The following is a 25,800-nucleotide window of genomic DNA, read 5'->3' as shown; positions in this document are numbered from 1 at the left end:
TTTTGTTGCTATGTTGGGATTTGCAGATTGTGCCGATAAATTTAGCGCCTATGCTAAGCGATACCAAGGTAATCGACGCCGTGACAATCACATACAAAGAGGGCAAATCGCTTAAAAGCTCGACACAAGCAGGTCGCGTGTGCCAGTATGCTAATGGCGAGGCGTTGATGATTTCATCATACTCTGGCGAGACGAGAATCCAGCCAAATGCGGTGTGCGCTGATTAAATTTAGCCGAATTTACCCGTGAAATTTACGGGTAAATTCCACTTTGCAAAACATCTAAAATTTACAAATTTTTATTAAAATATAGAACAAATTTCAAAATTTAGGATTACAATGAAACTTCAAATGTCCCTAATCTCGGCTGCTTGCGTGGTGATAATCATAGCAGGACTTAAAGCCGCTGGCTCGATTATCGTGCCGTTTTTGCTAGCGATTTTTATCACGGTTTTGATTTCGCCACTAATGCTATCTATCCAAAAACTGCGCGTTGGGCGATTGTTTAGCTTTTTGATCGTGGTTTTGGGATTTCTTGGCGTTATGGGATTTATGGGCGATATCGTATTTAAGGCGGTCAGAGAGTTTTCGGCGCAGTTACCAGAGCTGGGGGCGAAATTTAACCAGGTCCTAGGTGGCGCGCAAGAGCGGCTGAATAATTACGGCATTGATTTTGATCTAGCTAGCCTCGGTGCTGAGCCCTCTGAAATGGTATCTCGCGCCACAGCTGTGGCGAAAAAAACAGGCGGAATTGTAAGCACCGGGTTTTTTGTCTTTATTTTGGTCTCTTTCATGGTCTTTGAAAGCTCGGTAATCGATGCGAAAATCAAATATTTTTCCGCTCGCAACCGCGGTATGCATAAATTTATGAAAAAATTTGCCCCAAGCCTGAAAAAATATCTACTTATCAAAACGATTTCAAGTGCCACGACAGGTGCGCTAATCGGGCTTTGTCTGTGGCTACTTGGAGTGCCTTATGCTGCGCTTTGGGGGATTGTAGCCTTTATGCTAAATTATATCCCTACAATCGGCTCCATAATCGCCGTTTTTCCGACGCTTTTTGTAACCTTGGCGACAATGGATTTAAGCGTGAGTATTTGGGTCGTGGCAATCTATCTTATCGTAAATGTCGTCATTGGAAATATCATCGAACCGCGCTTTATGGGCGAGGGACTGGGGCTTTCGACACTAAGCGTGCTTGGAGGTCTTCTTCTTTGGGGATTTGTCTTTGGTGTGGGGGGTATGTTTTTGGCTGTGCCGCTTACTATGAGCATACAAATCGCGCTAAATTCGAACGAACGCACGAAATCTATCGCTACACTTTTAAGCAATAAAATTGAGCATTAAATTTTAAAATTTTAAAATTTCGCTAGGGAAATCCTAGCGAAATTTAGCTATTAAACATAGCCTTGATCTATCATCGCATCGGCTACTTTGCGGAAACCTGCGATATTTGAGCCAAGCACAAGGTTGCCCTCATCGCCGAATTCTTTCGAGGTTTCATAGCTAGTGCGGAAGATATGTCTCATAATCTCGTGTAACCTGCCATCGACCTCCTCGAAACTCCATGATTCAAGTTGCGCATTTTGCATCATTTCTAAGCCACTTGTCGCCACGCCACCAGCATTTGCTGCTTTTGCAGGGCCAAATAAAAAGTCTTTTTGAGCTAACATAAAATCAATCGCAGCTAGCGTGCTAGGCATGTTTGCCCCCTCGCATACAAGGCGACATCCGTTTGCGTATAGGGTTTTGGCGTCCTCTAAGCTTAGCTCGTTTTGTGTAGCGCTTGGGAAGGCTGCGTCGCATTTGACGCTCCATACGCCATTTCTGCCCTTTGGATACTCGCTAACTGGGGTAAATTTGGCGTTTTTGCGTTCTTTGGTGTATTCTGCAAGGCTTACTCTAAGCTCCTCTTTTAGCTTTTTTAGAAGTGCCAAATCAATGCCATCTGGATCATAGATAAAGCCGGTAGAATCGCTAATAGTAACTGGTTTTGCCTCTAATTGATATAGTTTTTCGACTGTGTAGATTGCGACATTTCCTGCGCCAGATATTGCGCAGATTTTGCCACGAAGTGCTTCGCTTTTTTTAGCTAGCATTTCTTGTGCGAAATACACTGAGCCGTATCCAGTAGCTTGCGTGCGAGCTAGGCTTCCGCCCCATGCTAGGCCTTTTCCAGTCAAGGCTCCGTCGAATCTACGAGTGATTTTTTTGTATGCGCCATATAGGTATCCGATTTCTCTACCACCCACACCGATATCGCCGGCTGGGACATCTGTATTTTCGCTAATAAGCCTGTGAAGCTCTAACATAAATGCTTGGCAAAATCTCATAATCTCGCCGTCGCTTTTGCCTTTTGGATCGAAATTTGCGCCACCTTTGCCGCCGCCGATATTAACACCTGTGAGTGAATTTTTGAAAATTTGCTCGAAACCTAAAAATTTCAAAACACCCATATTTACGCTAGGGTGAAATCTAAGACCGCCTTTGTATGGGCCAAGCGCTGAGTTAAACTCGACGCGGTATCCCGTATGCACGCAAGGCTCGCCACGATCGTTTGTATAGACTACGCGAAAGCTTAGGCTTCTCTCTGGCACGGTGATTCGCTCTAAAATTCTGTGTTTTGTGTATTTTTCTTCGCGCTCGATTAGGGGAGCAAGAGAGTTAAAAATTTCAGTCGCTGCTTGTATAAAAACTTCTTCGCCCGGATTTTGCTCTTTTAGGTTGTTTAACAACCCTGCCACATAACTATTCATATCTCCTCCTTAGTTTGGTTTATAATTAAATTTGCTTGCTTTTCTTAGGAAAATTTTAAGTGCGCGCCTCTCGCGCGCGCCGACTTTGTAGCTTATGAGTTGGAGGTATTCTAAGATGTCTTTTTCGGCAATCCCTCTGCTTCTAGCGTATTTGATGAGGATATATTGCGGGATTTTGACCTTAGTGCGCAAAAACGCCTCGGTAAGTTTGGCGTAAATTTCGTGATTTTTAACCGAGCATAAAATTCCAAAAACAAATGGCAAATTTGTGTTTTTGTGCCAAATTTCGCCCAAATCGTAAAATTTCTCTTCCCCTTGCGATAAAATCGCGCGCAGAGCGTTATCGCCGATGATGACCTCGCCACTAATGCCTAAAATTCGCGAGAGCATATTTGAGCTCATCGAGGCTGGATCTAGGCGCGGGGTGGTGTTTTTACGCACGAGCACGCTTTTTACCTTTTTTTGGGCGACTATGCCAAGAGGGTGGGTGGAGTATTTTTTGTGGCGGGATTCTATGCTAGAAATCACGGCCGCATCGACACGCATTGCGCGCAAATCGCGACAGAGCTTGCTAGGCACGCCTTTTTTGAGTTCTATGAATTTTTTGGTATGCGCTGGCAAAGGTAGAGATTTTAAATACACATGAAAAGGGAGTAAATTTAAATAATCTATCTTGCCAAATCGCATCCATATTCCTATTTTAAAATTCGTAAATTATATTACTATTTTTGTAAGAAAAAGTTAAAATTTTAAAATTAATAAAACTAATAAATTTTGCCACCAAAGAAGTGGCAAAATTTGGATTAATTGACTTGTGAGATTGAGAGTGAGTTGTATTTGCTAAACTCGACTATGCCCTCGCCACCCTCTTTGAAGTGAATACTCACGCCTTTGTCATTTTCCATGTAAATTCCGCTAGCTGAGCGTTGGCGAGTTAGGTTGTGAGTTTTGCCCTCGCTATCGGTTAAAACCGCTGTGTCAAACAAATCGTTTGAAGCTAGGCTTAGTTTTTTGCCATTTTCGGTTTTGAAATTTAGCACTTCCATTTTGGCAGTCGCTGCGGTGTGGTTTTGCTCGTTAATCGCGTCCTCTGGGGATTGGCGAAGCTGTTTTGAGGCGCAACCTGCCAAAAGTAAAAGCGCAGCCACGCATGAGAGAATTTTGCTCATTTTCTATCCTTTTAAAATGAAATTTTACGCAAGAAATCTTGCAAACGCGCAATTATAGTCAAAATTTTTATTTCAAAAGTAAATAAAAATTTACTATTTTCTACGATTTGCCTAAATTTGCGTTTATTTCATCAATCAGTGATTTTCGCGTCTCCCAGAGCTTAGCCGATAAATCTACTTTGTAGGTTTGTGGGTGGATATTTCGCAGGTATTCGCACCAAAATTTCGCCTTAGCCTTGCGCGAAAATTCGGCGATTTGCATGACGGACTTTTTCTCGCCGACAAATTTACCATGGACAAACACAGGCTTTAACATAGCCTTTGCGCTGAAATTTTCGAGTTTTTTGCGTTTGTAGGTGTAGAGTGGGTGGAAAATTTCAAGCGGTGCGCTCTCGTCGATATTTTCATTTTCAAGCGTGATTAAATCAGCTAATGCCATGCCACTATCTTTGTCATAGAGCCTGAAAAACTGCTTGTAGCCGGGGTTGTTTATCTTGCGTGGGTCGTTTGAAATTTTAATCTTTGGCAAAATTTCGCCCTCTTTTTCGATACCACTTAGCTTATAAACGCCGCCAAGGCTTGAACTATCGCCACCTGTGATTAATCTCGTGCCAATGCCCCAGCTATCGATTTTAGCGTCGAAAAGTTTGAGCTGATCGATCGCGTATTCGTCCAAATCGTTGCTGGCTGTGATTTTGGCGTCCTTAAATCCAGCGTTATCAAGCATTTTGCGAGATTGTTTGGTCAGATACTCCAAATCGCCAGAATCAATGCGGATTCCAAGCGGTTTGTGGCCTTGCTCGCGAAGTTCTTCAAAAACCTTAATCGCATTTGGCACGCCGGAATTTAGCGTATCGTAGGTATCGACGAGCAAAAGCGCGGAGTCTGGGTAGATTTTGGCGTAAGCGCGAAAGGCCTCGATTTCGCTAGGAAAGCTTCCGATCCACGCATGAGAGTGTGTGCCGATAGCTGGTATGTCAAAAATTTTGGCAGCCAAAACATTTGAAGTAGCCACGCAACCGCCGATTATAGCGGCCTTTGCGCCAAAAATCGCAGCACTTTTATCCTGCGCTCTGCGAAGTCCAAACTCCATTACGCTACCCTCTCCTGCGCTGAAATTTATGCGCGAGCTTTTGGTGGCGATTAGGGTTTGGAAATTTATGGTGTTTAAAATCGCAGTTTCGATTAACTGCGCCTCGATGATATTTGCTTTGACGCGGATTAGTGGCTCGTGTGGAAATACGACCTCGCCCTCATCGACAGCGTAAATTTCGCCACTAAATTTGAAATTTTCAAGGTAGGTTAGAAATTCGTCCTTAAAACTCCCAAGCGAGCGCAAATACGCTATATCATCACTGCTAAAATGCAAATTCTCTATATAATCCACCACTTCGCTCATACCGCAAAATATCGCGTAACCGCCACCGCATGGGTTTTTGCGGTAATACATATCAAAAACTGCGACTTCGTGCGGTTTTAAGAAAAAATATCCTTGCATCATTGTGAGTTGATAAAAGTCAGTAAGTAGGGCTAAATTTGATGAATTTTCGAAATTTTGCATTTTTTAAATACCTTAAATTTTGAAATTTCCCGAAAACGGGAAATTTCGATTATTTTGATTGTAAAGATTTTTTGTAAGCCTCGAAATCGAAATCGCTTACTCTTGCGACGCCATCATCGATCGCAGCCTTTGCCACAGCGGCAGAAATGATAGCAAATACGCGCGGATCAAATGGATTTGGTATGACATAATCTCGTCCAAATTTTAAATCAGGCTTGCCTAGCATTTTTAGCACATCTGGGTGGATTGGCTCACGGGCTAGCTCCGCCATAGCGCGAGAAGCGGCTAGTTTCATATTTTCGGTGATTTTTTTGGCCTTTACATCTAGCGCACCACGGAAAATATATGGGAAGCCCAAAACATTGTTGATTTGGTTAGCAAAGTCGCTTCTACCAGTGCCTACGATTGCATCGTCCCTCACGGCATGCACCTCATCTGGGTAGATTTCAGGCACAGGGTTAGCCAGAGCGAAAATTATCGGCGTTGGCGCCATTGATTTTACCATTTCGGCCGTTACGACGCCCGGTTTGCTAAGACCTAGAAACATATCAGCCTCCCTCATCGCATCTGCTAGGCTTCTATCGTTTGTGTCGATAGCAAATTCCATTTTTTGCGGGTTCAAATCGCTTCTGCCAGTATGAATTACGCCCTTTGAATCGAGCATAATTACATTTTTTGCGCCAAGACTTTTATAGAGTTTCGCGCACGCAATACCTGCTGCACCTGCGCCTGAGACTACGATTTTCATATCTTCGATTTTTTTGCCACTGATGTAGGCTGCGTTGATTAATCCCGCACCTGTAATCATCGCCGTGCCGTGCTGATCATCGTGCATGACAGGGATATCGACGGCATTTTGTAGCTCTTTTTCGATCTCAAAGCACTCAGGAGCTTTAATGTCCTCTAAATTTATTCCACCAAATGTCGGCGAGATAGCCTTGCAAATTTCGACTATTTTTTTAGGGTCTGTTTCGTTGATCTCGATATCAAAGGCATCTACGCCAGCAAATTTTTTAAACAAAACCGCTTTTCCCTCCATTACTGGCTTTCCTGCGATTGCGCCTATATCTCCTAGCCCTAAAACGGCCGTTCCGTTTGTGATAACTGCGACAAGATTTGATTTGTTGGTGTATTTGTATGCTAGCTCATTATCGGCCTCAATCACCTTGCAAGGCTCGGCCACACCCGGTGTGTATGCTAGGGTCAAATCCTCTGGTTTCGCGCATGGAGTTTTGACATTTATGCCGATTTTTCCACCGATATGATACTCTAATGCCCTTTCTTTCAAATCATTTTGTGCCATTTAAATTCCTTTCTGTAATAAGCTAGAAATTCTAGCTTTAACCTCGTCGCTACCTAAAATTTCAATCATCTCAAATATCGACGGACTTACGCTTGTTCCTGTTATTGCGACTCGCAAAGGTTGGGCTAAATCTTTTAGCTTCACTTCGTTTGCCTCCAAAAATTCCATTGTCTTCGCCTCGATTTCGCTTGCAACGAAATTTGAGGTTAAAATTTCTTGGAATTTTGCGAGTAAGGCTATCGAATTTTCGTTGATAAACTTTTTATACGCTTTTTCATCATAAATTTTTAAAGGATTGATTAAGGTTGCGATTCCGTTCGCCATTTCGGCTAGGGTTTTTGCCCTCTCTTTGTATTGATTAACGATAAGCTCTTTTTTAGGGTGTTGGACTATATCTACGCCAAATTCTAGCAGGTGGGCGCAGGCTTCGGTGGTGCTTAAATTTTTAATGTAATGCGCATTTAGCCAATCAAGTTTGGTTTGGTTAAATGTGCTTGCACTTTTGCCGATATTATTAGGATTAAAGAGTTTTTTCATATCGTCCATGCTAAAAATTTCATCGTCCCCATGCGACCAGCCAAGGCGGACTAAGAAATTTAGCAGAGCTTGTGGCAGATAGCCCATTTTTTTGTATTCCATGACATCTGTCGCGCCGTGGCGTTTAGAGAGTTTTGAGCCGTCAGAGCCATTTATCATAGCGACATGGTAAAATTTCGGAACCTTAAATCCAAGCGCGTTATAAAGCACGATTTGTTTTGGGGTGTTTGATAGGTGATCGTCGCCTCTGATGATGTCTGTAACGCCCATTAGTGCATCATCTATAACGACCGTGAAATTATAAGTCGGCGTGCCGTCGCTTCTAGCGATGATAAAATCGTCTAAAATGTCTTTGGCTTCGAATTTCATATCGCCCTTAATTCCGTCGCTAAACTCAATTGTGCCGTCAAGTGGCGATTTTATACGGATTACTGGCTCGATACCAACTGGTGGAGTGCCTGTGAAATCGCGATACCTATTATCGTATTTTGGGCGCTCTTTTCTGGCTTCTTGCTCGGCTCTTAGCGCATCTAGCTCAGCCTTGCTCATATAGCATTTGTATGCTTTGCCCTCATCAAGGAGTTTTTGGACATATTCTTTGTATAAATCAAATCGTGAGCTTTGATAGACGATTTCGCCGTCGTAGTCTAGACTGCACCATTTAAACGCCTCTTCGATAGCCTTTGCAGCCTCTACCGAATTTCTTTTTAAATCCGTATCTTCAATGCGAAGCAAGAATTTGCCGTTATTTGCTCTTGCGTATAGGTATGAAAACAGCGCGGTTCTTAATCCGCCGATGTGCAAATACCCTGTCGGGCTTGGTGCGAAACGAGTTACAATCATAAATTTCCTTTTTAAAATTTTACTTTTTAATGTTATAATCGTGGGATTATAAAGCAAAAAGACTAAATAAAGGTTGAAAATGATAAAAAAACTAGCCGTTGTTGCACTTTTAGGTTTTGGCGCGTTAAACGCAAATGTCGTAAATAGCGTCGTGGCTGTCGTAGAAAACGAGCCGATTACGAATTACGAATTAGCCAGAGTCCAAAAGGCCACAGGTGCCAGCCCGCAAGCTGCAATGGAAATTTTAATCAAGCAAAAATTGCAAGATTCTGAGATTAAGCGCAGAGGAATCACCGTAAGCCCAGCCGAAATAGATAACCGCATAAAAATGATTGCCGAGCAGAACAAGCTCAGTCTAGAACAGCTGCAAAAGGCGCTAAAACAGCAAAAAATGTCAGAAGAGGCGTTTAGAGAAAATGTGCGTCGCGGAATTTTAGAAGAAAAGCTCTATGGGCCGCTTTTTGCCGATGTACAACGCACTGTAACACCACAAAATGTGCGCAGATTTTACGAGCAAAATCCGTCTTTATTCACGACCTTTGATAGCATTACGCTAACTCGCTATATCGCTAAAAGTGAGAGCGCTCTAAACCCTATCAAACGCAATCCAAACGCCCGCCCTGGTAATGTATATGTCATGCGTGGCACGCTAAAAGCCAATCAAATGGACGCAGGGCTAAAATACATCGTCACAAGCGTGGATAAGGGCAAATTCTCGCCAGTTATCCCTACGGCAAACGGATATGAGATGTTTTATGTTAATGACAAAAAGGGCGTGCAAACGGCTGATTTTGAAAGCGTGCAAGAAAAGGCAATCGAAGCCTATGTGACAAACAAACGCAAAAAAATGGTCGAGGAATTTAATGATAGAATCCGCTCTAACGCAAATGTCCGCATAATAGATCGCAACCTAAACCCTACAAATTCTACAAAAAAATCTAAATAATATACCCAAAATTTTGGAAATTTTAAAATTTCCAAAATTTAAATTTTAATGAAATTTTAAAATTTACACCACGCTAAATTCGTAAATTTAGCGTGGAATTTGAAGTATAAATTTTGAAATTTATTTTAATTTCGAAGTTTCGATGATAAATGGCACTGAATTTAGGCCAGATGAGAAGTATTTATCGGCGATAGCTTTTGCGCTTTTTAGTTCCTCAGGGCTTACGCTTGAAGCGTTTGCTTTGTTATCTTCGGCATAGTATTTGCGCAAAACAGCGATTTTTTCGGCGTCAGTTTTGGCTGATTTGACCTCTTTGTAAATCAGCGCTGATTTGGCATGACCGCTATCTCCATGCACTGATGTCATTACGATCTCGACATTGTTGCTTTTAAGCGTTCGCTCGATTTCGGCTAGCTCTCTACGACAAAACGGACACTCAGCGTCAGTTAGCATTAGCAAGGTTGGCTTTTTAGGGTCATTTCCAAGGGTAATGATATTGTCTTTGTTTTCGCTTTTATAGACGCTTGCTACCCCTTTTGAAAGTCTAGATTGTTTGATTTGATCTTTGTAAAGAATCTGTTTTTTAGGGTCGATTACATCCATTAAAACCAAATCTCCACTAGTGAAAATCACCTCTTCTTGTGAAATTTCGCCATTTGAAATTTTCAAAATCACAGCTTGAATATCTTTTAGTCCCTCTACTGGCATACGCTCAGCCACGCTGATTTTTAAATTTGCTGGCAAACCGCCATACATAGATAAAATTTCGCTATCGCTAAGCGCGGCATTTAGGCTTAGCGCGCCCGCAAGCGAGAAAAGTAAAACTTTTTTCATTTTCTTCCTTTTTTAAAAAATCCAACGATTTTAGCCAAAATTTGTAAATAACTTATTTTTTTAAGTAGCGTTTATTATCGATTGTGATGATATCGCCTAGATTATCGAGGTATTCTAGGTAAGAAATCGCAAATTTCCTGCTTAAATTTAGGCTCTCTTTGACATTTGCCACATCGGCAAAACCAGCTTCTTTTATCAAATCATAAAGCTTTTTGATAATCTTGCTTAAATTCCCAGCCTCCACAAATAGATTGTGCGCTAGGCGAACTACCTTTTTAGAATATGTTAGTTTTTTCAGAGCGTCATCGCCACTGACGCGGTCGATATCGAGCATTTCGTAGATATTATATGGTGCAAGCGGGGCGATTCCGCCTTTTTTGATGATGTCAAAAATTTTGCCCTCCAAGCTCTGTTTTAAATCCTGTAAATTCGCCCCTTTTTTGATATACACGCCACCGGTTTTTTCTATCACGCCGGCTGTTTCTAGCTCGCTAAGCACGAGGGAGGCTAAGCTTTCGCTAGCCCAAGAGAGTTTTAGGGCGATTGAGGTTGGGGAAAATACAGCGTGCGGGTTTTTGTCTATGATAAATTTAATCAGCTCTTTGATATCGCCAATCGCGCTATTATCATACACACACAGCGTCGCTTCGTCAAAATATGTATTTGGTATCGTCTTAGCGATTGCCTTTGCGCTATCATAATCCATATCAAATCTCTGATACGCCGAAAACAGCCCAAATCCGTGGCGGTGAAATTTGCTTAAAATTTCAAAGGCTTTTTTGAAATTTTTGTGCAAAAGTGCTGTTAAAAACTCTGCCTTATTTGCCTTTTTTATTGGCTCGATGACCGCATTTAGCACCCTTCCGCCCCCACACACGCGAGAGTTTGCCAAGCATACAAATGGCTCGTCAAATTTCAAAAACATAGTTTTTTCAAATTTGAAATTTATCAAAAATTCGCCGCTATCAAGCTCTTTGATAATGCGCGCTTTTGCCGGCGTTTGCTTTGAGCCCACACAAAAGCTCACATCCTCCCCATGCGCTATTTTGCCACGAAAGAGCGTATCGGCTTCGTTAAATCCCCTAAAAAAGCCCTTTTTAGTGAGGATATAGCCTCGCTCTAACTCGCTAGTTTTAGCATCAAGCGCGATTGCTACGCGGTTTGGCGCATACGCAACCTGCGTGTCGGTATCGTGGATTTGCAGGCTTTTGGCGGTTAAAATTTTGCCACAATCTGCGCAAAGAAGCTTTTCGCCACGCGAAATCGCCCCGCTAATAAGCGAGCCAGTTACCACCGTGCCAATGCCTTTTAAAGTGAAAATTCTATCTATATAATAATGCAAAATTCCCCCGTTTTTGCGCGGTTTTGGCTTTATGTTAAATAGATAAGATTTAAGCTCATCAACGCCTAAATTTGTCTTTGCGCTTAGGAAAAATGTATTTAAAATTTGCAAATTTGAAAATTTGGCTATAAATTCCTCGCACTCTTTTTTAACTTCGCTTTGGCGTGCAGAGTCTGTGAGATCGCACTTTGTGATACACAAAACCACGCTTTTTACATCTAAAAGCGATAAAATTTCGATATGCTCCCTGCTTTGGGGCATTAGCCCGTCATCGCTAGCGACGATTAAAAGCGCGCAATCAAACGCATACGCCCCACTAATCATAGTCTTAACTAAATTTTCATGCCCCGGAACATCGATAAATGCGATATTTGCGTTTTTTGATTTTAAATTTGAAAAGCTTAAATCAATCGTGATTCCGCGCTCAATCTCGCTTGCTAGCCTGTCGCCATCGACGCCATTTAGCGCCTTTATGAGTGCGGTTTTGCCATGATCGATATGCCCTGCTGTGCCGATTATGACGCTATTCATACATTTCCTTTAAAATTTTTATTAGTTTTTGCAAATCGTGTTTTAAAATGGCGCGAAAATCAAGCAAAAATTTATCATTTTCAATGCGCCCGATAATCCCGCGCGCCCTAAATTTCGCCGAAATTTCCTCTGGGCTAGCGTTTTGGCTAAGCACCAAAGCGACGCTATCGTAGTTTTTGCAAGGCAGACTTCCGCCACCCACAAAGGTTTTTGTGCGAATAAGGCTTGCTTGAAATTTAGTATTTTTTAGCGCGTCCAAAACACCCTGCGCGCGCCTTTCAAGCTCGCTAAGGGGCAAGTGAATTTGATCAATCGTAGGAATTAGCGAAAATTCTTTGTTAATGTAAGCCTTAATCGTTTCGTTTAAAATCGCAAGTGTGATTTTATCGGCGCGAAGCATGCGCAAAAGCTGATTTTTGCGCAATTTTTCGATTAAGGATTTCTCGCCCAGGATTATTCCACACTGCACGCTTCCAAAAAGTTTATCCCCGCTAAAACTAATTAGCCTAGCCCCGGAGGCTAAAATTTCGCCAATTTTTGGCTCGTTTTTAGCTAAATTTGAGCCTAAATCATTCACGCTTCCGCTTCCAAGATCGTAATAATCAATGATTTCGCTAAATTTTTCCTCTTCGCAAATTTTAAATTCCGGCTCTTTTTTCTCGTAAAATTCAGCCTTTTTCTCGCTCGCAAATTTTGCTAAACGCGAAATTTCGCCTATTTCCACACTTTGCGTGAAACCTGAAATTTCAAAATTCGAGCGATGAATTTTCATCAAAACTGCCGTATTTTCGTTTATGGCGTTTTGATAATCCGAAATTTTAGTCTTATTCGTGGTGCCAATCTCACGCAAAATCGCCCCAGAGTTCGCCATGACCTCGCTTACCCTAAAACTCCCGCCGATTTCGACTAGCTCACCACGACTTACCACGACTTCGCGCCCCCTAGCAAAGGTATTTAGCACCAAAAACACAGCCGCTGCGTTGTTATTTACCACAAGTGCGGATTCAGCGCCAAAAAGCTCAGCCAAAAGCGCGCTAGTATAATCGTAGCGATTGGCGCGCGTCCCGCTATATAGGTCGAATTCGAGGTTAGAATAAGCGCAAATCGCCCCCTGCGCGCGAGATAAAATTTCAGGCGAAATCACGCTACGACCGAGATTTGTGTGAAGCACGACGCCAGTTGCGTTGATAAGCGGACGAAGTGCGAGATTTGCGAATTTTTCGTAGCGGGATTTGATTTGCGCGATGATTTGCTCTTCGCTAGCGCACGAATTTTCGCCATTTACTAGGCTGGTTCGAAATTCGTTTATGACCTCTTTTGCGATTCGTAAAACCACGGGCTTCAAAAGTCCGTGAAATTCCGCGCTATTTGCGATTTTATCGACTTTGGGAAGTTTGATTTGCATTTAAAAAATCCTATAAATTTTGTTTTTACGGACCATTTTTATCACTATTTTTATTAAAATTTAACATGCCAAAAAAATTACAAATTTAACTTATGTTTAGTTTAAATTTACATTTAACGATTGTTTAGAAAATGAGTGTAAAAAATGCGAATTTTGTTTTTAGGATAGAAAATGAGCGAATATGGATTTAGCCCTAAGGGGGTAAAAGAGGCCATTTTAGGCGATAGCATAGAGGTTTGCACTGATAGCGAAAAACACTTTGTCGTGGCAAATTCGCCTAGCTTAAAGGCTGAAATTTACGCGCCAGAGATAAATTTTTATATAAATTCCACAAACGATGAAATGCTTCAAATCGCTAGAAATGTTGAAATTTTATACGAAGCAAAGGCGGTGATGTTTGATTATGGCGCGGATAATGTCTATCAAAAACCAGTGGGAAAAAATATAATTTTCGTAAGCGATAATGAGCGCAAAAGCAGTGTAAATGCGCTCAAAAACGCTGGATTCAAGGTGATTTGCCTAAGACACGCTGAGGTGAAATTCGTCTATGGTGGGATTGGGGATTTGAGTGTAAGCGTGCTAAGTAACACCGATGAATACGAGGTTGAGGCCGATTTTTTCCTAGTAGAAAATGCAAAAAGCTATCAACTTCGCCAAAGTGGTTGCTATGAAATCGCAGGGCTAAATGATGATGAAATTCTAGCTCTCGTATCCGAAAAATCGCCGATTTACACTTACAAAAACAACATTTCATTTAACGCAAACCTCTGTCAATACGAGGGCAGGAGAGTGGAGCTGTGTGCTAAATGCGTGGAGGTTTGCCCTAGCGTGGCACTTTTGAAAGATGAGCAAAATCGCAAGCTTGAAATTTCGCATATTGATTGCATAGCCTGTGGTATGTGCGTGAGCATCTGCCCCACAGGCGCGATTAGCTCGTCAAAACAGCCACCGATTGCGATTAGCCAAATGGCAAAACTCTACGCCGGCAAAATTCCGCTTCTTGCCCATGAGGCGAGTTTTGGCGAGATTTCGGGCGTGAGTTTGCCATGCGGTGTGCTTCCATTTGGAATTTTCGCTAAATTTCAGCTAGATGAAATTTCGCTGCTTAGCATAATGCAAGAAACAGGCTCGCAGGTTGTGCTTTTTGAGGGCGAGATTTGCGAAGCTACAAAAGATGCGATAAATCTCATAAATAGCGTTACAATGGAGATTTATGGCGTGCAGGGAGTGTTTGTGGCTAGCGATAAAAAGGGGCTTGAAACTGCGCTAAATTTGGCTAAAAGCGGGCAAAAATGGAAATTTAGCCTAAATGAGACAAATTTGAGCAAAATTGAAATTTTCTCAGCTCGCATGGCATTTATGGTGGGCGAGGGCGATTACGGCGTGATTGCAAACGGCGCGTCGCAAAGCCACGCTAAAATCAGCATAAACGAGCAAACCTGCACGCTGTGCCTATCGTGCGCGGGCGCGTGCAACACAGGCGCGCTTTTTGCCGATAAAAGCGATAATTCGCTCAAATTTAACGCTTCGCTTTGCGTGGGGTGCGATTACTGCGTGCGAAGTTGCGCCGAAAAGGACACAATGGCGCTTGATTTGTGTGGCGTAGAGCTTAAAAAAGAGTTTTTCGAGTATCAAATTTTAGCCCGCGACGAGCTGTTTGAGTGTATCGAGTGTGGCAAAAAATTTGCCACAAAAAAGGCGATTATGAAAATCGCAAATTTGATGAGCGCGCACTTCGCAGACGACGCGGATAAGGCAAAAACGCTGTTTTGTTGCGCTGATTGCAAGGCGAAAATTATGATTTTAAAGCAAATGCAAGAGGAGATTTGAAAATGGATTTAAATTTGATTAAGGCTAGGTCGTATTATTATGAATTTTTCGCAATTCCGTTTTTTTTCTACGAAAACGGGGCTAAATTTAGCCTGTGGAAAGAGCAACTCGAATTTCTGAAATCATCGCCGATTAGCGAAAGCGACACTGGGAATTTTGAAATTTTGCAAAATTTTAGTTTTGAGGAGTTTAGGCGCGAGCAAAACGATGTTTTGTTTGATTTTTCTTTTGTCAATGTCCCGACGACGGCTAGTTTTTACGACGAGGGCAGGGACGAGGGCAGAATGAAAATCCTCATCACAAACACCCTTAAAAAGAGCAAATTTCGCCGTAACAGCGAGCTTTGCAAGGATAGCGAGGATTTCGTGGGATTTATTTTTTATCTGCAATCTTCGCTTTTGCGCGATGAGGCGGAGGCGCAAAACGGAAATATTTTCCTTTCAACCGAGCTTTTTGCAAGCGTGATAAATGAGTTTTGCGACCATTTTATGGGGCTTTTAAAAGAGCATAAGAGTTCGAAATTTTTTAGGGCGTTGGCTGGGATTATGGAGAGTTTTTTCGCTTTGGAGCGTTCGCTTTTGGCCCTGCCAAAACCGCAAAAAGATAAAAATATCGCCAAAGAATCAATTAATGCTAAGCTTTATCGTGGAAATTTCAAAAACGCGAAGCACAATTTCGAATTTGACGAGTAAATTCGCTAAAATTTTGGCGAAATTCGGCTAAATTCGCCGAATTTTAGCCTTTCTTAAAATAAAATTAATCTTAAATTATAATTTTATTTTTAACCGCTTTATTATTAACTTTTCGTTAATATCAGCTATTTTAAGATATGTAGCAGGCGTTACGACAAAGATTAAAATAAAATTTCCTTTTAAAGGAGAGATTATGCAAAGCAAACGCAGAGATTTTCTCAAAAAATCTCTAAAAGTCGGCGCCGTCGGTGCCGTAGGTATAGCTGCTAGCGTAGCTAGTGCAAACGGTGATAAAGACACTCCCCAACCAAACACAGTTCGCGGAAAATCACCAAAAAAAGAGGTGCTTTACTTTGAAAGTGAAGCGTGGCAAAAATACTACAAAGTAGCGTATTAGGAGTAGATTATGAGTGAAAATACGATCGGCAGAAGGTCGTTTTTAAAACTCGCTGCTTTGGGCGGTGCTAGCGTAAGTGCGTTTGGAGCTAACGACACACTTCGCGAGGCGACGGAGCAAGAGATTAAAAACCCTTTTCCAAATTCGGTTTATAAAAAGACGGTTTGCTCGATTTGTTCGGCAGGGTGCGGTATCATCGCACAGGTCGATGAGAGCACAAACACTTGGATTCGCCAAGATATGGCGGTAGATCACCCGATTTCGCAGGGAAGCCATTGCTGTAAGGGAATCGATCAAATCGATTTAACCAAGTCAAAAATGCGTTTAAAATACCCGCTTAAAAAAGTTGGTGGCAAATGGGAACGCATAAGCTGGGAGCAAGCAGTTAATGAAATTTCAGCAAAAATGCTAGAAGTGCGAAAAGAAGATGGTCCAGATAGCGTAGAATTTCTAGGTTCAGCTAAATTTTGCAACGAACAGGCATTTTATTTTAGAAAATTTGCAGCATTTTGGGGTTCTAATAATATAGACCATGTTGCTAGAATTTGACATAGCGCAACAGTCGCCGGTGTGGCGAATACATGGGGTTATGGCGCTATGACAAATCACTTCGGTGATATGGCAGCAAACTCAAAAATGATACTTTTCATCGGTGCAAATTCAGCCGTGGCAAACCCAGTTGGTGGTATGAAACACGCTTTGCAAGCCAAAGATAGAAACGGCGCGAAAATCGTCGTCGTCGATCCCGCATTTACTAGAACTGCGGCCAAGGCTGATATGTATATCAGAATCCGCCCTGGCACAGATATTGCATTTGTCTATGGTATGTTGCATTTGATTTTCAAAAATGGCTGGGAAGATAAAGATGTCATCGCAAATCAATCTTATGCAATCGATGAAATTCGTGCAGAGGCCGAAAAATGGACGCCAGAAGAGACAGCAAATGTTACAGGCTGTAAGATTGAAGAGTTGCTCGAATTTACAAAAATGTTTGCTACGACCAAGCCAGCTACTTTGATTTGGGCTCTTGGTATCACTCAGCACTCTGTTGGTAGCTCGAATACTAGAATTCTTTCTATTTTGCAATTAGTTTTAGGAAATATGGGCAAACCGGGCGGTGGAACGAATATTATTCGTGGTCATGATAATGTCCAAGGTTCAACCGATATGGGCGATTTGGCTGATACTTTGCCAATGTATTATGGACTAGGCGATGCGGCGTGGAAACACTACTGCAAGGGCTGGGGCGTGGATTTTGATACATTTGTCAAACGCTTCGCTACGACCATTAAAGAGCCAAAACAAGGCGGAAAAGTTGCTGGAACAAATTTTGATGAGTATTTCCATGTCGATCCAAATGCCGAGAAAGAGATAACTTGGCGTAATGAAAAAGGTTACTCGCTCTCTAAATGGTGGCAAGGCGTGCTAAAAGAGGAAAAAACATATTCAAGCGGAAATTTACGCGTGCTTTGGGTTCAAGGAACAGGAATCACCTCTATGGCGCATTTGACCAAAATTCAACAAGCTGTTGATAAGCTAGATATGCTTGTCGTAGCCGAGCCTTTCTTAAACGAAGTCGCGATTTTAAGCGATAGGAAGGACGGCATTTATGTCCTTCCTACTTGCACGCAGTTTGAGACAGAGGGGCATTTGCAGGCTACAAACAGAACTGGTCAGTGGCGCACTCAGGTCATCAAACCAATCTATGAGAGCAAGGAAGACCACGAGATAATGTTTATGTTCGCCAAAAAATTTGGCTTTTATGATGAATACACTCGCGGTATGAAAATGGAAGTCGTAAATGGCGAAATCAAGCAGGTAAAAGCCGATAACGAGCCTTTCATCTGGCCAGATGACGCTACAAACGAGATCGCAAGGTGCGGTCATAGTATCGGCGCACAAGGCAGAACCGCAGAGAGATTAAGACGACACCAAAGAAACTGGGAATTTTTCGATCCTGATACGCTAATGGGAATTGGTGGCGAAGTCGAGGGCGAATACTTCGGACTTCCGTGGCCTTGCTGGGACATTAAGCACCCAGGCACGCCTATTTTGTATGATTTAAGCAAACCTTATGAAAAGGGCGGTATGGGATTTAGAAATCGCTTTGGTTTAGAGCACGACGGCGTTTCACAGCTAGCAGGCGAGGGCATAACTTTGCCGGGAGCGAAAATTTCTGGCGGACATGCGCATTTGCTAAAAGATAATATCGAAGAAATGCTAGGAATCACGCTTAGCGAGGAAGAAAAAGCAAAAATGGGGCCTAGTTGGAGTGATGATTATAGCGGAATTATCAACCAAAAAGCGCGTGAATTTGGAATTTGTCCTTGTGGAAACGCAAGGGCTAGGGCGAAAGTCTGGGAGTTTGCCGATCCTATCCCTAAACACAGAGAGCCATTGCACTCTCCACGCTGGGATTTGGTAGAAAAATACCCTACATTTGACGATCAGGCTAAAAATTTCCGTGTCGAGGTTAAATTTATCAGCGAGCAGAAAAAGCAGGATTGGAGCAGGGATTTCCCTACGATTATGAGTTCGATGAGACTTGTAAATTTAAGCGGTGCTGGTATGTTAGAGCGCACTAGCAAATACCTTGCAGCAATCACGCCAGAGATGTTTGCCCATGTCAATCCAAAACTAGCGGCAGATTATGGTATAGCTGATGGGGCGATGATGTGGATACACTCGCCACAAGGCACGAAAATCAAGGTCAAATGTATATATTCGCACTCTGTTACGCCAGATCGCATAGTGTTGCCGTATAACTTCGCTGGAATTATGCAGGGCGTGGATCTAAGCTCGCGCTATCCAGAGGGGGCGAAACCTTATGTCATCGGTGAGAGTTCGAACACTATCACGAATTACGGCTTTGATATAAATACGCAAATTTCGGAATTTAACGCCGGACTTTGCCGTTTGGAAAAAGCGTAAGGAGTAGATAATGGGAAGAATGAAATTTTATGTAGATGTCCAAAGATGTATCGCATGCTATGGCTGTCAAGTGGCCTGCTCTAATGCGCACGAAGTCCCTGTGGGCATTAATAGACGCAAGGTTTTAATCCTAAATGAGGGCGTCCCTGGCAAAGAGGTGGCTAGCTCGATCGCATGTCAGCACTGCACAGACGCGCCGTGTGCGCAGGTTTGTCCGGTGCAGTGCTTTTATATCAGGGCTGACGGGATTGTCTTGCATGATAAAGATAAATGTATCGGTTGCGGATACTGCTTGTATGCGTGTCCGTTTGGTGCGCCGCAATTCCCACGAGATGGCGCTTTTGGTATAAAAGGCGCAATGGATAAATGCACAATGTGCGCAGGCGGACCCGAGGAGACATTTTCTAGTGCTGAGCTTCACAAATACGGCCAAAACCGTATAGCTGAGGGTAAGGTGCCAATGTGCGCGGCGATTTGTTGCACAAATGCGCTTTTAGTCGGAGATAGCACGAAAGTTTCGGAAGTTTATCGCAAACGCGTGCTTACTCGGGGCACAAATTTATAAAATTTTGGGAGAGAAATCTCCCAAAATTTCTCAATTCTATAAATTCTTAATCCTAAATTTGCTACAATCTCTGAAATTTTTTCGGAGAAATTTGATGAAAATTAAAATTTTAAGCGTTTTTACGATTTGTATTTTTGCGTTTTTTACAGGTTGCGCAAAAGCGCCGGTAAATAGCGGGATCGTGCGCACGAGCGAGCCGATTTTTATCACCAAAATGCCAGAGAAAAAATTCATCAGCGTGAGTTTTACAAACACCAGCACGAGTGATTTAAATCTAACCTCGGCTGTGAGCGAGTATCTGGTAAAAGACGGATTTGTGGTAGTAAAAAACGAAAAAGACGCCACGATTAAGGTGGGTGGAAATATAAATTATTTTCGCTTGCTAAGCGTTGGTGGGGATTATTATGCAAGGCCTAGGTTTAGTTTTGGCTTTGGTTTTGGTGGCGGCAGAGGTCATAGACACAGCCACTGGGGCGTAGGTATGGGATTTCCGATGTTTTATGATCCATGGTATGATGATGTGCCTGAAAGGCTCTATGACGCGCAGGTTGGCTTGCTAATCAGCGTGAAAAATGGCAAGGTTTGGCAGGATTACACTACGAATTTGACCTATCAAAATAGTAGCTCAAATTTGTCAAAATCGCGCGCAATCGACGCATTTAATTATAAAATTTACGAACATATAAAACAAATTTTAAGTAGGTAAAAATGATAATAAACGAAAATAAAAAACCAGTTAGAGCAACCTTAGTCGCTGCCCTTATTTTGGCAGTTTGTGGCGGATATTTGTATCATATCGGATATGGCGGGATCGCGCTTTTTATGTCAGCGACTTGTGCCGTGAGCGCGCTGTTTTGTCTGAAAAAAATGTTTAGCAAAAAATATATCGAAATCACTGATGACGCCCTAAAAATCGTCATAAATGAGCGCGAGTGTGAGTTTAAATTCGCCGATATTAAAAATATCAATGTCAAAACTTTCACCGCTGGCAAAAAGCAGGTTAAGCTTTTAAATTTCGAATTCAAGCGCGCTCTGGATTTGGACGATACTTATAATTTCTTGCATTTTTATACTGATACAGAGGCTACGATGCCAGATATCTACGAAACCTCAATCTATGAAATAAATAAAATTTTGCGCGCTAAAATGGGCTTTGAAAACGAACCCGAAGAGCCTAGCGCAAATTCTAAAAAACACGGCAAACGCAAATGATAGACCCAGCCATCACCAGCGCATTTTTGCGCGGGGCTGGGCTCATGCTATCGATGATTGTGGCGATTGGCGCACAAAATATCTTTGTCATCTCGCAAGGCCTAGCCAAAAGCTATATTTTCGTCGTTTGCGCGCTTTGCACCCTGCTTGATATCGTTTTTACGGGCTTTGGCGTCTTTGTCGTGGGCGAGAGTTTCGCTAAAAACGAGCTTTTGACGCTGATTTTGGGTGTGAGTGGAATTTTGTTTTTGCTAAGTTACGCGCTAGCCTCATTTCGTAGCGCATACAAAGGCTCGCACTTTGCTAAAATCAAAAACGCCAAAAATGCCTCACTGCTTCCGGTGGTTTTAAAAACCCTAGCCGTAACCGTGCTAAATCCGCATGTTTATTTGGATACTATCGTCGTTATCGGCTCGACATCAGCTCCCGTGCCAAGCGAGCTAAAAATTTGGTTTTTTTGCGGGGCGGTTTTGGTATCCTTTGCGTGGTTTTTTAGCTTAGGATACGCTGCTAGGGCGCTTGCTGGGCTCTTTGCGAACGAAAAAGCATGGCGGATCATAGATAGCGTGGTGGGCGTGATAATGGTCTATATGGCGTATTTGATAGCGGAATTTTTGTTTAAAATTTAGCTTTTAAGTGCGTTTTTGATAGAATTTGCAAATTTTGTTTAAAGGAAGAAAAATGAGCCATATTTTGATTATCGGAGCAGGTGGAGTAAGCCGCGTAGCAACCGTGAAATGTGCGATGAATTCTGGGGTTTTTACCAAAATAACTCTTGCTAGTAGAACCAAAAGCAAATGCGATGAGATTGCTAAATTTATAAAAGAGCGCCTTGGCGTAGAGATCGCGACAGCCAAAATCGATGCTGATGACACGGAAGCCGTGGCAAAATTCGCCAAAGAAATCGGGGCAGATTTGCTTTTAAATGTGGCTTTGCCGTATCAGGATCTCACACTAATGGACGCTTGTTTGAAAGCGGGAATCCCATATATCGATACCGCAAACTACGAGCACCCAGACACCGCGCACTTTGAATACAAACTTCAATGGGCGAAAAATGATGATTTTAAAAACGCAGGGATTCCCGCACTTCTTGGAAGCGGATTTGATCCGGGTGTTACAAATGTATTTTGCGCTTATGCCGAGCATTATTTATTCGATGAAATAAATGAGATTGATATACTTGATTGCAACGCAGGCGACCACGGATACGCGTTTGCGACAAATTTTAACCCAGAAATTAATTTGCGTGAAGTATCAGCCAATGGCAGATACTGGGAAAATGGCTCGTGGATCACCACAAAACCGCTTGAAATAATGATGAAATGGGACTATCCGCGTGTCGGCGTGAAAGATAGCTATTTGCTTTATCACGAAGAAATGGAAAGTTTGGTTAAAAATATCAAAGGCTTAAAGCGAATTCGCTTTTTTATGACCTTTGGGCAAAGTTATCTTACGCACATGCGTTGCCTAGAAAATGTCGGTATGCTTCGCATTGACGAAGTCGAGCATAACGGCATGAAAATCGTGCCGATTCAATTCCTAAAAACACTTTTGCCAGATCCTGCAAGTCTAGGACCACGCACCAAAGGCAAAACAAATATCGGCTGCGTGATAAAAGGCTTCAAAGACGGCAAAGCGCGAAAAGTTTATATTTACAATGTCTGCGACCACGAAGAGTGCTACGCAGAGACTGGCGCACAGGCTGTTAGCTACACCACAGGCGTGCCTGCGATGATTGGCTCGATGATGATAGCAACTGGCAAATGGAGCGGAAAAGGCGTATTTAATATGGAAGAATTTGATGCCAAACCATTTATGGACGAGCTAAATCGCCAAGGCTTACCATGGGAAATCATCGAAATGGATCCAAACGAAACTAGGGTGGCAGAGTAAAATTTGCCCACAAATTCACTAAATTTTGGCTCAAATTTGAGCCAAAATTTTAAATTTAAAGCAAAACCTTACCCATACTACTACTTATAAAATCCACAAGAAACGGCATTATAGCGCACAAAACCGCACATAAAGCCACGGCGAAATTTATCGGCGCGCTACTTTGGCGCAGTGCGGCGCGAAAATTAGCCGAGCGAAAGTCCGCCTCGCACAAAAACATACACACGATTAAACGCAGATAATAATACAGCGCAACCGCGCTATTTACCGCCATTATCACAGCCAAGCCGTAAAATTCGCCTCTAATAGCAGAGCCAAGCAAGTAAAATTTGCCCCAAAACAGCCCAAACGGCGGAATCCCAGCGAGGCTCAGCATAAAAATAGCCAGAGCAATCGCGCGCAGTGGAAATGCGTGGATAAGGCCGTTAAATTTCTCGTATGGATACTCAAAACGGCTCCAAATTTCGCTACCGACGCCGTGTAAATCCCTTTTTTCTCTTGCGCTCCAAAGCACAGCAAACGCACCTAAATTCGCCATTGCGTATAAAACCCAATAAACAAAAAGGCTTAAATTTGCTTCCGTCGTGCCGATAACTATGGCGCAAAGCCCAAATCCAGCGTGGCTAATCGCGCTGTAAGAAAGCATGCGTTTGACATCGTGCTGGACTAGTGCCATGACATTTGCCACGCTCATTGTAAGCACGGCGATTGCGTATAAAATCGAGTTAAGCCACGCTACGCCTATGTTTTGCAATGCTTCAAAAAGCCTAATTGCTACAATGAAGGCCGCGATTTTAGGCGCGACGGACATAAAGCCACTAAGGGCTGAGCTAGCGCCCTCGTAAGCGTCCATAATCCATGCGTGAAATGGGATAAACGATAGCTTAAAGCCGATAGAAGCTATCATAAATGCACTTGCGCCAAACAGAGCCGCGCTCGTGCTAAGGCCTGAATTTTGCGCAATCATAGCGATTTGCGAAATTTCAAACGAGCCTGTGATTAGGAAAAATAGCGCCGCGCCAAATGCGTAAAACGCTGAACCTAGCGCGCCCATTACGAAGTATTTGAGCGCAGCCTCAGCAGAGCGCGCGCGGTTGTGCATGGCAATGAGTGTATAAAGTGCTAGCGATGAGGTCTCTAATCCAACGAAAATCATCATTAAATTTTCGCTTGATACCATAAATTCATACCCTAAAATCATAAAAAGAAAAATGGCGAAAAACTCCGCCACGCTGTATTCGTGCGCGCTTTTAGTCCCAAGGCTTAGCCAGATATAAAACACGCTACAACCCAAAATTATGAGGGTTGCAAGAATTGCTAGATTATCAACTAACATAATATCGAAAAAGCCTCTTGCACCCCCGCTGTATCCAAAAACGAAGCCAAAGTCCAAAATAAGGGCTAAAAGTGTGATTATGGCGTAGAAGTTTTGGGGTAATTTGCGCCCAAAAAGGCAAAGTGCTAAAATCAGTAGCGCAAACACGCACAAAATCGCCATTGGCACGATTACGGCTAAATTTAAAAGACTATTTTGCATTTATCACCGCCTTGAAATTTGCTTTTTCTATATAGTTTTTGGTGGCTAAATTTTGGGCGTTGTGCGCCATGAGAGCGATATTTTCACTCACACTTGGCGAAATGCGACTAAGCATAAAATTTGGCGCGACACCTAGGAAAATGCACAAAACACAAATCGGAACAATGCTTGAAATTTCGCTAAATTTCAAATCTTTTAAGTTCTTGTTTTGTTCGACGCAAATTTTGCCAAAAAATGTTTTTTTGTATAAATTTAAGCTATAAATCGCCCCCATAACTATACCAAATCCACCAAAAAGCGCATACGAAAAACTGATTTTATAAATGCCAAGCAGACTTAAAAACTCGCCCACAAATCCAATCGTAAGCGGAAGTCCAATCCCGCTAAATAAAACCACGCCAAAGCAAAAGGCATAAACTGGCATAATTTTGGCAAGTCCGCCAAACTCGCTTAGCAGCTTTGTGTGGCGTCTATCATAGATAAATCCCACAAGCATAAAAAGCCCGCCAGAGGTGATTCCGTGGCTAATCATCAAAAATATCGCCCCGCTAACGCCCTCGCTTCCAAGCGAGAAAATGCCTAGTATTATCACGCCCATGTGAGCGATAGAGCTATAAGCGACGACTTGTTTTATGTCTTTTTGCGCAAATGCGATGAAGCTAGTATAAATCACCATAATTACCGCCAAAACGCACATTAAAGGGGCGAAATGCACGCACGCATCAGGGAAAAGTGGCAATGAAAATCGCACGAAGCCGTAAGTTCCCATTTTTAGCAAAACAGCCGCTAGCAAAACAGAGCCGATTGTGGGGGCCTGTCCGTGCGCGTAAGGTAGCCAAGTGTGAAATGGAAACATCGGCGTTTTTATCGCAAAAGCAATCCCAAAAGCCAAAAATAGCAAATTTTGCGCATTTATTGGCAAATTTAGCCCCTGCCATGCGATGAGATTAAAGCTAAACTCGCCAGTGGATTTGTAGTATAAATACGCCATTGCGATTAGCCCCACGAGCAAAAACATAGAGCCAAAAAATGTGTAGATAAAAAATTTCACCGCAGCATAAATCCTGCGCCCGCTTCCCCACGCGCCGATGATATAGAGCATTGGGATAAGAGAGAGCTCCCAAAATATATAAAATAATATCGCATCAAGCGCGACAAACACCCCAATCATCGTCATTTCTAAAAACAAAACCGAGATGATTAAATTTTTAACCCTCTCTCTTATGCTTAGGCTAATTAGGGCCAAAAATGTCATTAGCGTGCTTAAAATCACCAAAAATAGGCTAATCCCATCTACGCCGATAAAATAGCTTATCCCATACGCGCTAATTATGCTTACCGAGGTGCTAAACGAGGTCCCGCCCTCGTAATATGCCAGCAAAAAGAGCGAAAGCGCAAATTCTATCAGGCTCATCATCACAGCATAAGTTTTTATGCTCCGCTCATCGATAAAAACCCCAAGCGCCCCAGCGACGGCTGGGAAAAATATAATTAAACTTAAAAAATGCTCCATA

The 25,800-nt window shown here is 42.6% G+C and carries 23 protein-coding genes; 12 read left to right on the top strand and 11 right to left on the bottom strand.

The window, feature by feature from the left end; genetic code table 11:
• Nucleotides 1-2: 2 nt before the first annotated feature.
• Together OFN91_RS03455 and OFN91_RS03450 are read left to right on the top strand one after the other, a co-directional pair.
• A complete protein-coding gene (locus tag OFN91_RS03455) occupies nucleotides 3-227 on the top strand; it encodes a hypothetical protein (RefSeq protein ID WP_270873292.1) in 225 nt (74 codons plus the stop codon).
• Nucleotides 228-338: 111 nt separating this feature from the next.
• A complete protein-coding gene (locus OFN91_RS03450) occupies nucleotides 339-1,346 on the top strand; it encodes an AI-2E family transporter (RefSeq protein WP_270858470.1) in 1,008 nt (335 codons plus the stop codon).
• 50 nt (nucleotides 1,347-1,396) lie between these two features.
• On the opposite strand, the gene gdhA is transcribed toward OFN91_RS03450, so the two are convergent.
• From gdhA to gltX, 6 genes are all read right to left on the bottom strand, one after another.
• Entirely contained in the window at nucleotides 1,397-2,755 is a 1,359-nt protein-coding gene (gene gdhA / locus OFN91_RS03445; protein ID WP_270873291.1) for an NADP-specific glutamate dehydrogenase, read from the bottom strand.
• Between the two features lie 9 nt (nucleotides 2,756-2,764).
• Nucleotides 2,765-3,442, bottom strand: coding sequence for an MqnA/MqnD/SBP family protein (locus OFN91_RS03440; RefSeq protein WP_270873290.1), 678 nt, complete (start codon nucleotides 3,440-3,442; stop codon nucleotides 2,765-2,767).
• A gap of 116 nt (nucleotides 3,443-3,558) precedes the next feature.
• Nucleotides 3,559-3,924, bottom strand: a complete 366-nt coding sequence (locus OFN91_RS03435) for a hypothetical protein (RefSeq protein ID WP_270873289.1) — start codon at nucleotides 3,922-3,924, stop codon at nucleotides 3,559-3,561.
• Between the two features lie 100 nt (nucleotides 3,925-4,024).
• Nucleotides 4,025-5,485 (bottom strand): nicotinate phosphoribosyltransferase, encoded by a 1,461-nt coding sequence (locus tag OFN91_RS03430; protein WP_270873288.1) that lies wholly within the window; start codon nucleotides 5,483-5,485, stop codon nucleotides 4,025-4,027.
• Nucleotides 5,486-5,534: 49 nt separating this feature from the next.
• Nucleotides 5,535-6,788 (bottom strand): malic enzyme-like NAD(P)-binding protein, encoded by a 1,254-nt coding sequence (locus tag OFN91_RS03425; protein ID WP_270873287.1) that lies wholly within the window; start codon nucleotides 6,786-6,788, stop codon nucleotides 5,535-5,537.
• A complete protein-coding gene (gene gltX, locus OFN91_RS03420; protein ID WP_270873286.1) occupies nucleotides 6,789-8,168 on the bottom strand; it encodes a glutamate--tRNA ligase in 1,380 nt (459 codons plus the stop codon).
• Between the two features lie 79 nt (nucleotides 8,169-8,247).
• On the opposite strand from gltX, the gene OFN91_RS03415 reads away from it, so the two are divergent.
• Nucleotides 8,248-9,114, top strand: coding sequence for a SurA N-terminal domain-containing protein (locus OFN91_RS03415; RefSeq protein ID WP_270872093.1), 867 nt, complete (start codon nucleotides 8,248-8,250; stop codon nucleotides 9,112-9,114).
• A gap of 120 nt (nucleotides 9,115-9,234) precedes the next feature.
• Here OFN91_RS03415 and OFN91_RS03410 read toward each other — a convergent pair whose 3' ends face one another.
• From OFN91_RS03410 to selA, 3 genes are read right to left on the bottom strand one after another with little or no spacing between them, the layout of a single operon-like run.
• The gene (locus tag OFN91_RS03410) at nucleotides 9,235-9,948 is read right to left on the bottom strand and encodes a histidine kinase (RefSeq protein WP_270873285.1); all 714 of its coding nucleotides are present in this window, start codon (nucleotides 9,946-9,948) and stop codon (nucleotides 9,235-9,237) included.
• A 52-nt stretch (nucleotides 9,949-10,000) separates the two neighbouring features.
• Nucleotides 10,001-11,821 (bottom strand): selenocysteine-specific translation elongation factor, encoded by a 1,821-nt coding sequence (selB, locus tag OFN91_RS03405; RefSeq protein WP_270873284.1) that lies wholly within the window; start codon nucleotides 11,819-11,821, stop codon nucleotides 10,001-10,003.
• Nucleotides 11,814-13,226, bottom strand: coding sequence for an L-seryl-tRNA(Sec) selenium transferase (selA, locus tag OFN91_RS03400; protein WP_270873283.1), 1,413 nt, complete (start codon nucleotides 13,224-13,226; stop codon nucleotides 11,814-11,816). The genes selB and selA overlap by 8 nt, the downstream gene beginning before the upstream one ends.
• A gap of 171 nt (nucleotides 13,227-13,397) precedes the next feature.
• Between selA and OFN91_RS03395 the strand changes: the two genes are divergently transcribed.
• The 9 genes from OFN91_RS03395 to OFN91_RS03355 all read left to right on the top strand — a co-directional run bounded on the left by OFN91_RS03395 (nucleotide 13,398) and on the right by OFN91_RS03355 (nucleotide 22,749).
• Nucleotides 13,398-15,056 carry a 4Fe-4S binding protein gene (locus OFN91_RS03395; RefSeq protein ID WP_270873282.1) on the top strand — a complete coding sequence of 553 codons (1,659 nt, stop codon included), beginning with the start codon at nucleotides 13,398-13,400 and terminating at the stop codon, nucleotides 15,054-15,056.
• A 2-nt stretch (nucleotides 15,057-15,058) separates the two neighbouring features.
• Nucleotides 15,059-15,748, top strand: coding sequence for a hypothetical protein (locus OFN91_RS03390; protein WP_270873281.1), 690 nt, complete (start codon nucleotides 15,059-15,061; stop codon nucleotides 15,746-15,748).
• Between the two features lie 193 nt (nucleotides 15,749-15,941).
• On the top strand, nucleotides 15,942-16,145 hold the full coding sequence (locus tag OFN91_RS03385; protein WP_270864785.1) for a twin-arginine translocation signal domain-containing protein: 204 nt from the start codon (nucleotides 15,942-15,944) through the stop codon (nucleotides 16,143-16,145).
• A 9-nt stretch (nucleotides 16,146-16,154) separates the two neighbouring features.
• Nucleotides 16,155-19,076: a formate dehydrogenase subunit alpha gene (locus OFN91_RS03380; protein ID WP_270873280.1), complete on the top strand. Its 2,922-nt coding sequence runs from the start codon at nucleotides 16,155-16,157 to the stop codon at nucleotides 19,074-19,076.
• Nucleotides 19,077-19,086: 10 nt separating this feature from the next.
• Nucleotides 19,087-19,641: a formate dehydrogenase FDH3 subunit beta gene (gene fdh3B / locus OFN91_RS03375; RefSeq protein WP_270862929.1), complete on the top strand. Its 555-nt coding sequence runs from the start codon at nucleotides 19,087-19,089 to the stop codon at nucleotides 19,639-19,641.
• 94 nt (nucleotides 19,642-19,735) lie between these two features.
• Nucleotides 19,736-20,347: a hypothetical protein gene (locus tag OFN91_RS03370; RefSeq protein ID WP_270873279.1), complete on the top strand. Its 612-nt coding sequence runs from the start codon at nucleotides 19,736-19,738 to the stop codon at nucleotides 20,345-20,347.
• Nucleotides 20,348-20,349: 2 nt separating this feature from the next.
• The gene (locus tag OFN91_RS03365) at nucleotides 20,350-20,853 is read left to right on the top strand and encodes a hypothetical protein (RefSeq protein ID WP_270873278.1); all 504 of its coding nucleotides are present in this window, start codon (nucleotides 20,350-20,352) and stop codon (nucleotides 20,851-20,853) included.
• A complete protein-coding gene (locus OFN91_RS03360) occupies nucleotides 20,850-21,482 on the top strand; it encodes a LysE/ArgO family amino acid transporter (protein ID WP_270858452.1) in 633 nt (210 codons plus the stop codon). The genes OFN91_RS03365 and OFN91_RS03360 overlap by 4 nt, the downstream gene beginning before the upstream one ends.
• A 52-nt stretch (nucleotides 21,483-21,534) precedes the next feature.
• On the top strand, nucleotides 21,535-22,749 hold the full coding sequence (locus tag OFN91_RS03355) for a saccharopine dehydrogenase family protein (RefSeq protein ID WP_270873277.1): 1,215 nt from the start codon (nucleotides 21,535-21,537) through the stop codon (nucleotides 22,747-22,749).
• A 55-nt stretch (nucleotides 22,750-22,804) separates the two neighbouring features.
• Here OFN91_RS03355 and nuoN read toward each other — a convergent pair whose 3' ends face one another.
• Nucleotides 22,805-24,286: an NADH-quinone oxidoreductase subunit NuoN gene (nuoN, locus tag OFN91_RS03350; protein WP_270873276.1), complete on the bottom strand. Its 1,482-nt coding sequence runs from the start codon at nucleotides 24,284-24,286 to the stop codon at nucleotides 22,805-22,807.
• Nucleotides 24,276-25,799 (bottom strand): NADH-quinone oxidoreductase subunit M, encoded by a 1,524-nt coding sequence (locus OFN91_RS03345; protein WP_270873275.1) that lies wholly within the window; start codon nucleotides 25,797-25,799, stop codon nucleotides 24,276-24,278. Before OFN91_RS03345 ends, nuoN begins: the two co-directional genes overlap by 11 nt.
• Between the last annotated feature and the right edge of the window lies 1 nt (nucleotide 25,800).

The organism is Campylobacter sp. JMF_08 NE1 (genome assembly GCF_027737875.1).
Lineage (GTDB): Bacteria > Campylobacterota > Campylobacteria > Campylobacterales > Campylobacteraceae > Campylobacter_B.
Note: the sequence above shows the minus strand (reverse complement) of the source record. Positions and strands in the feature narration are given on the sequence as shown.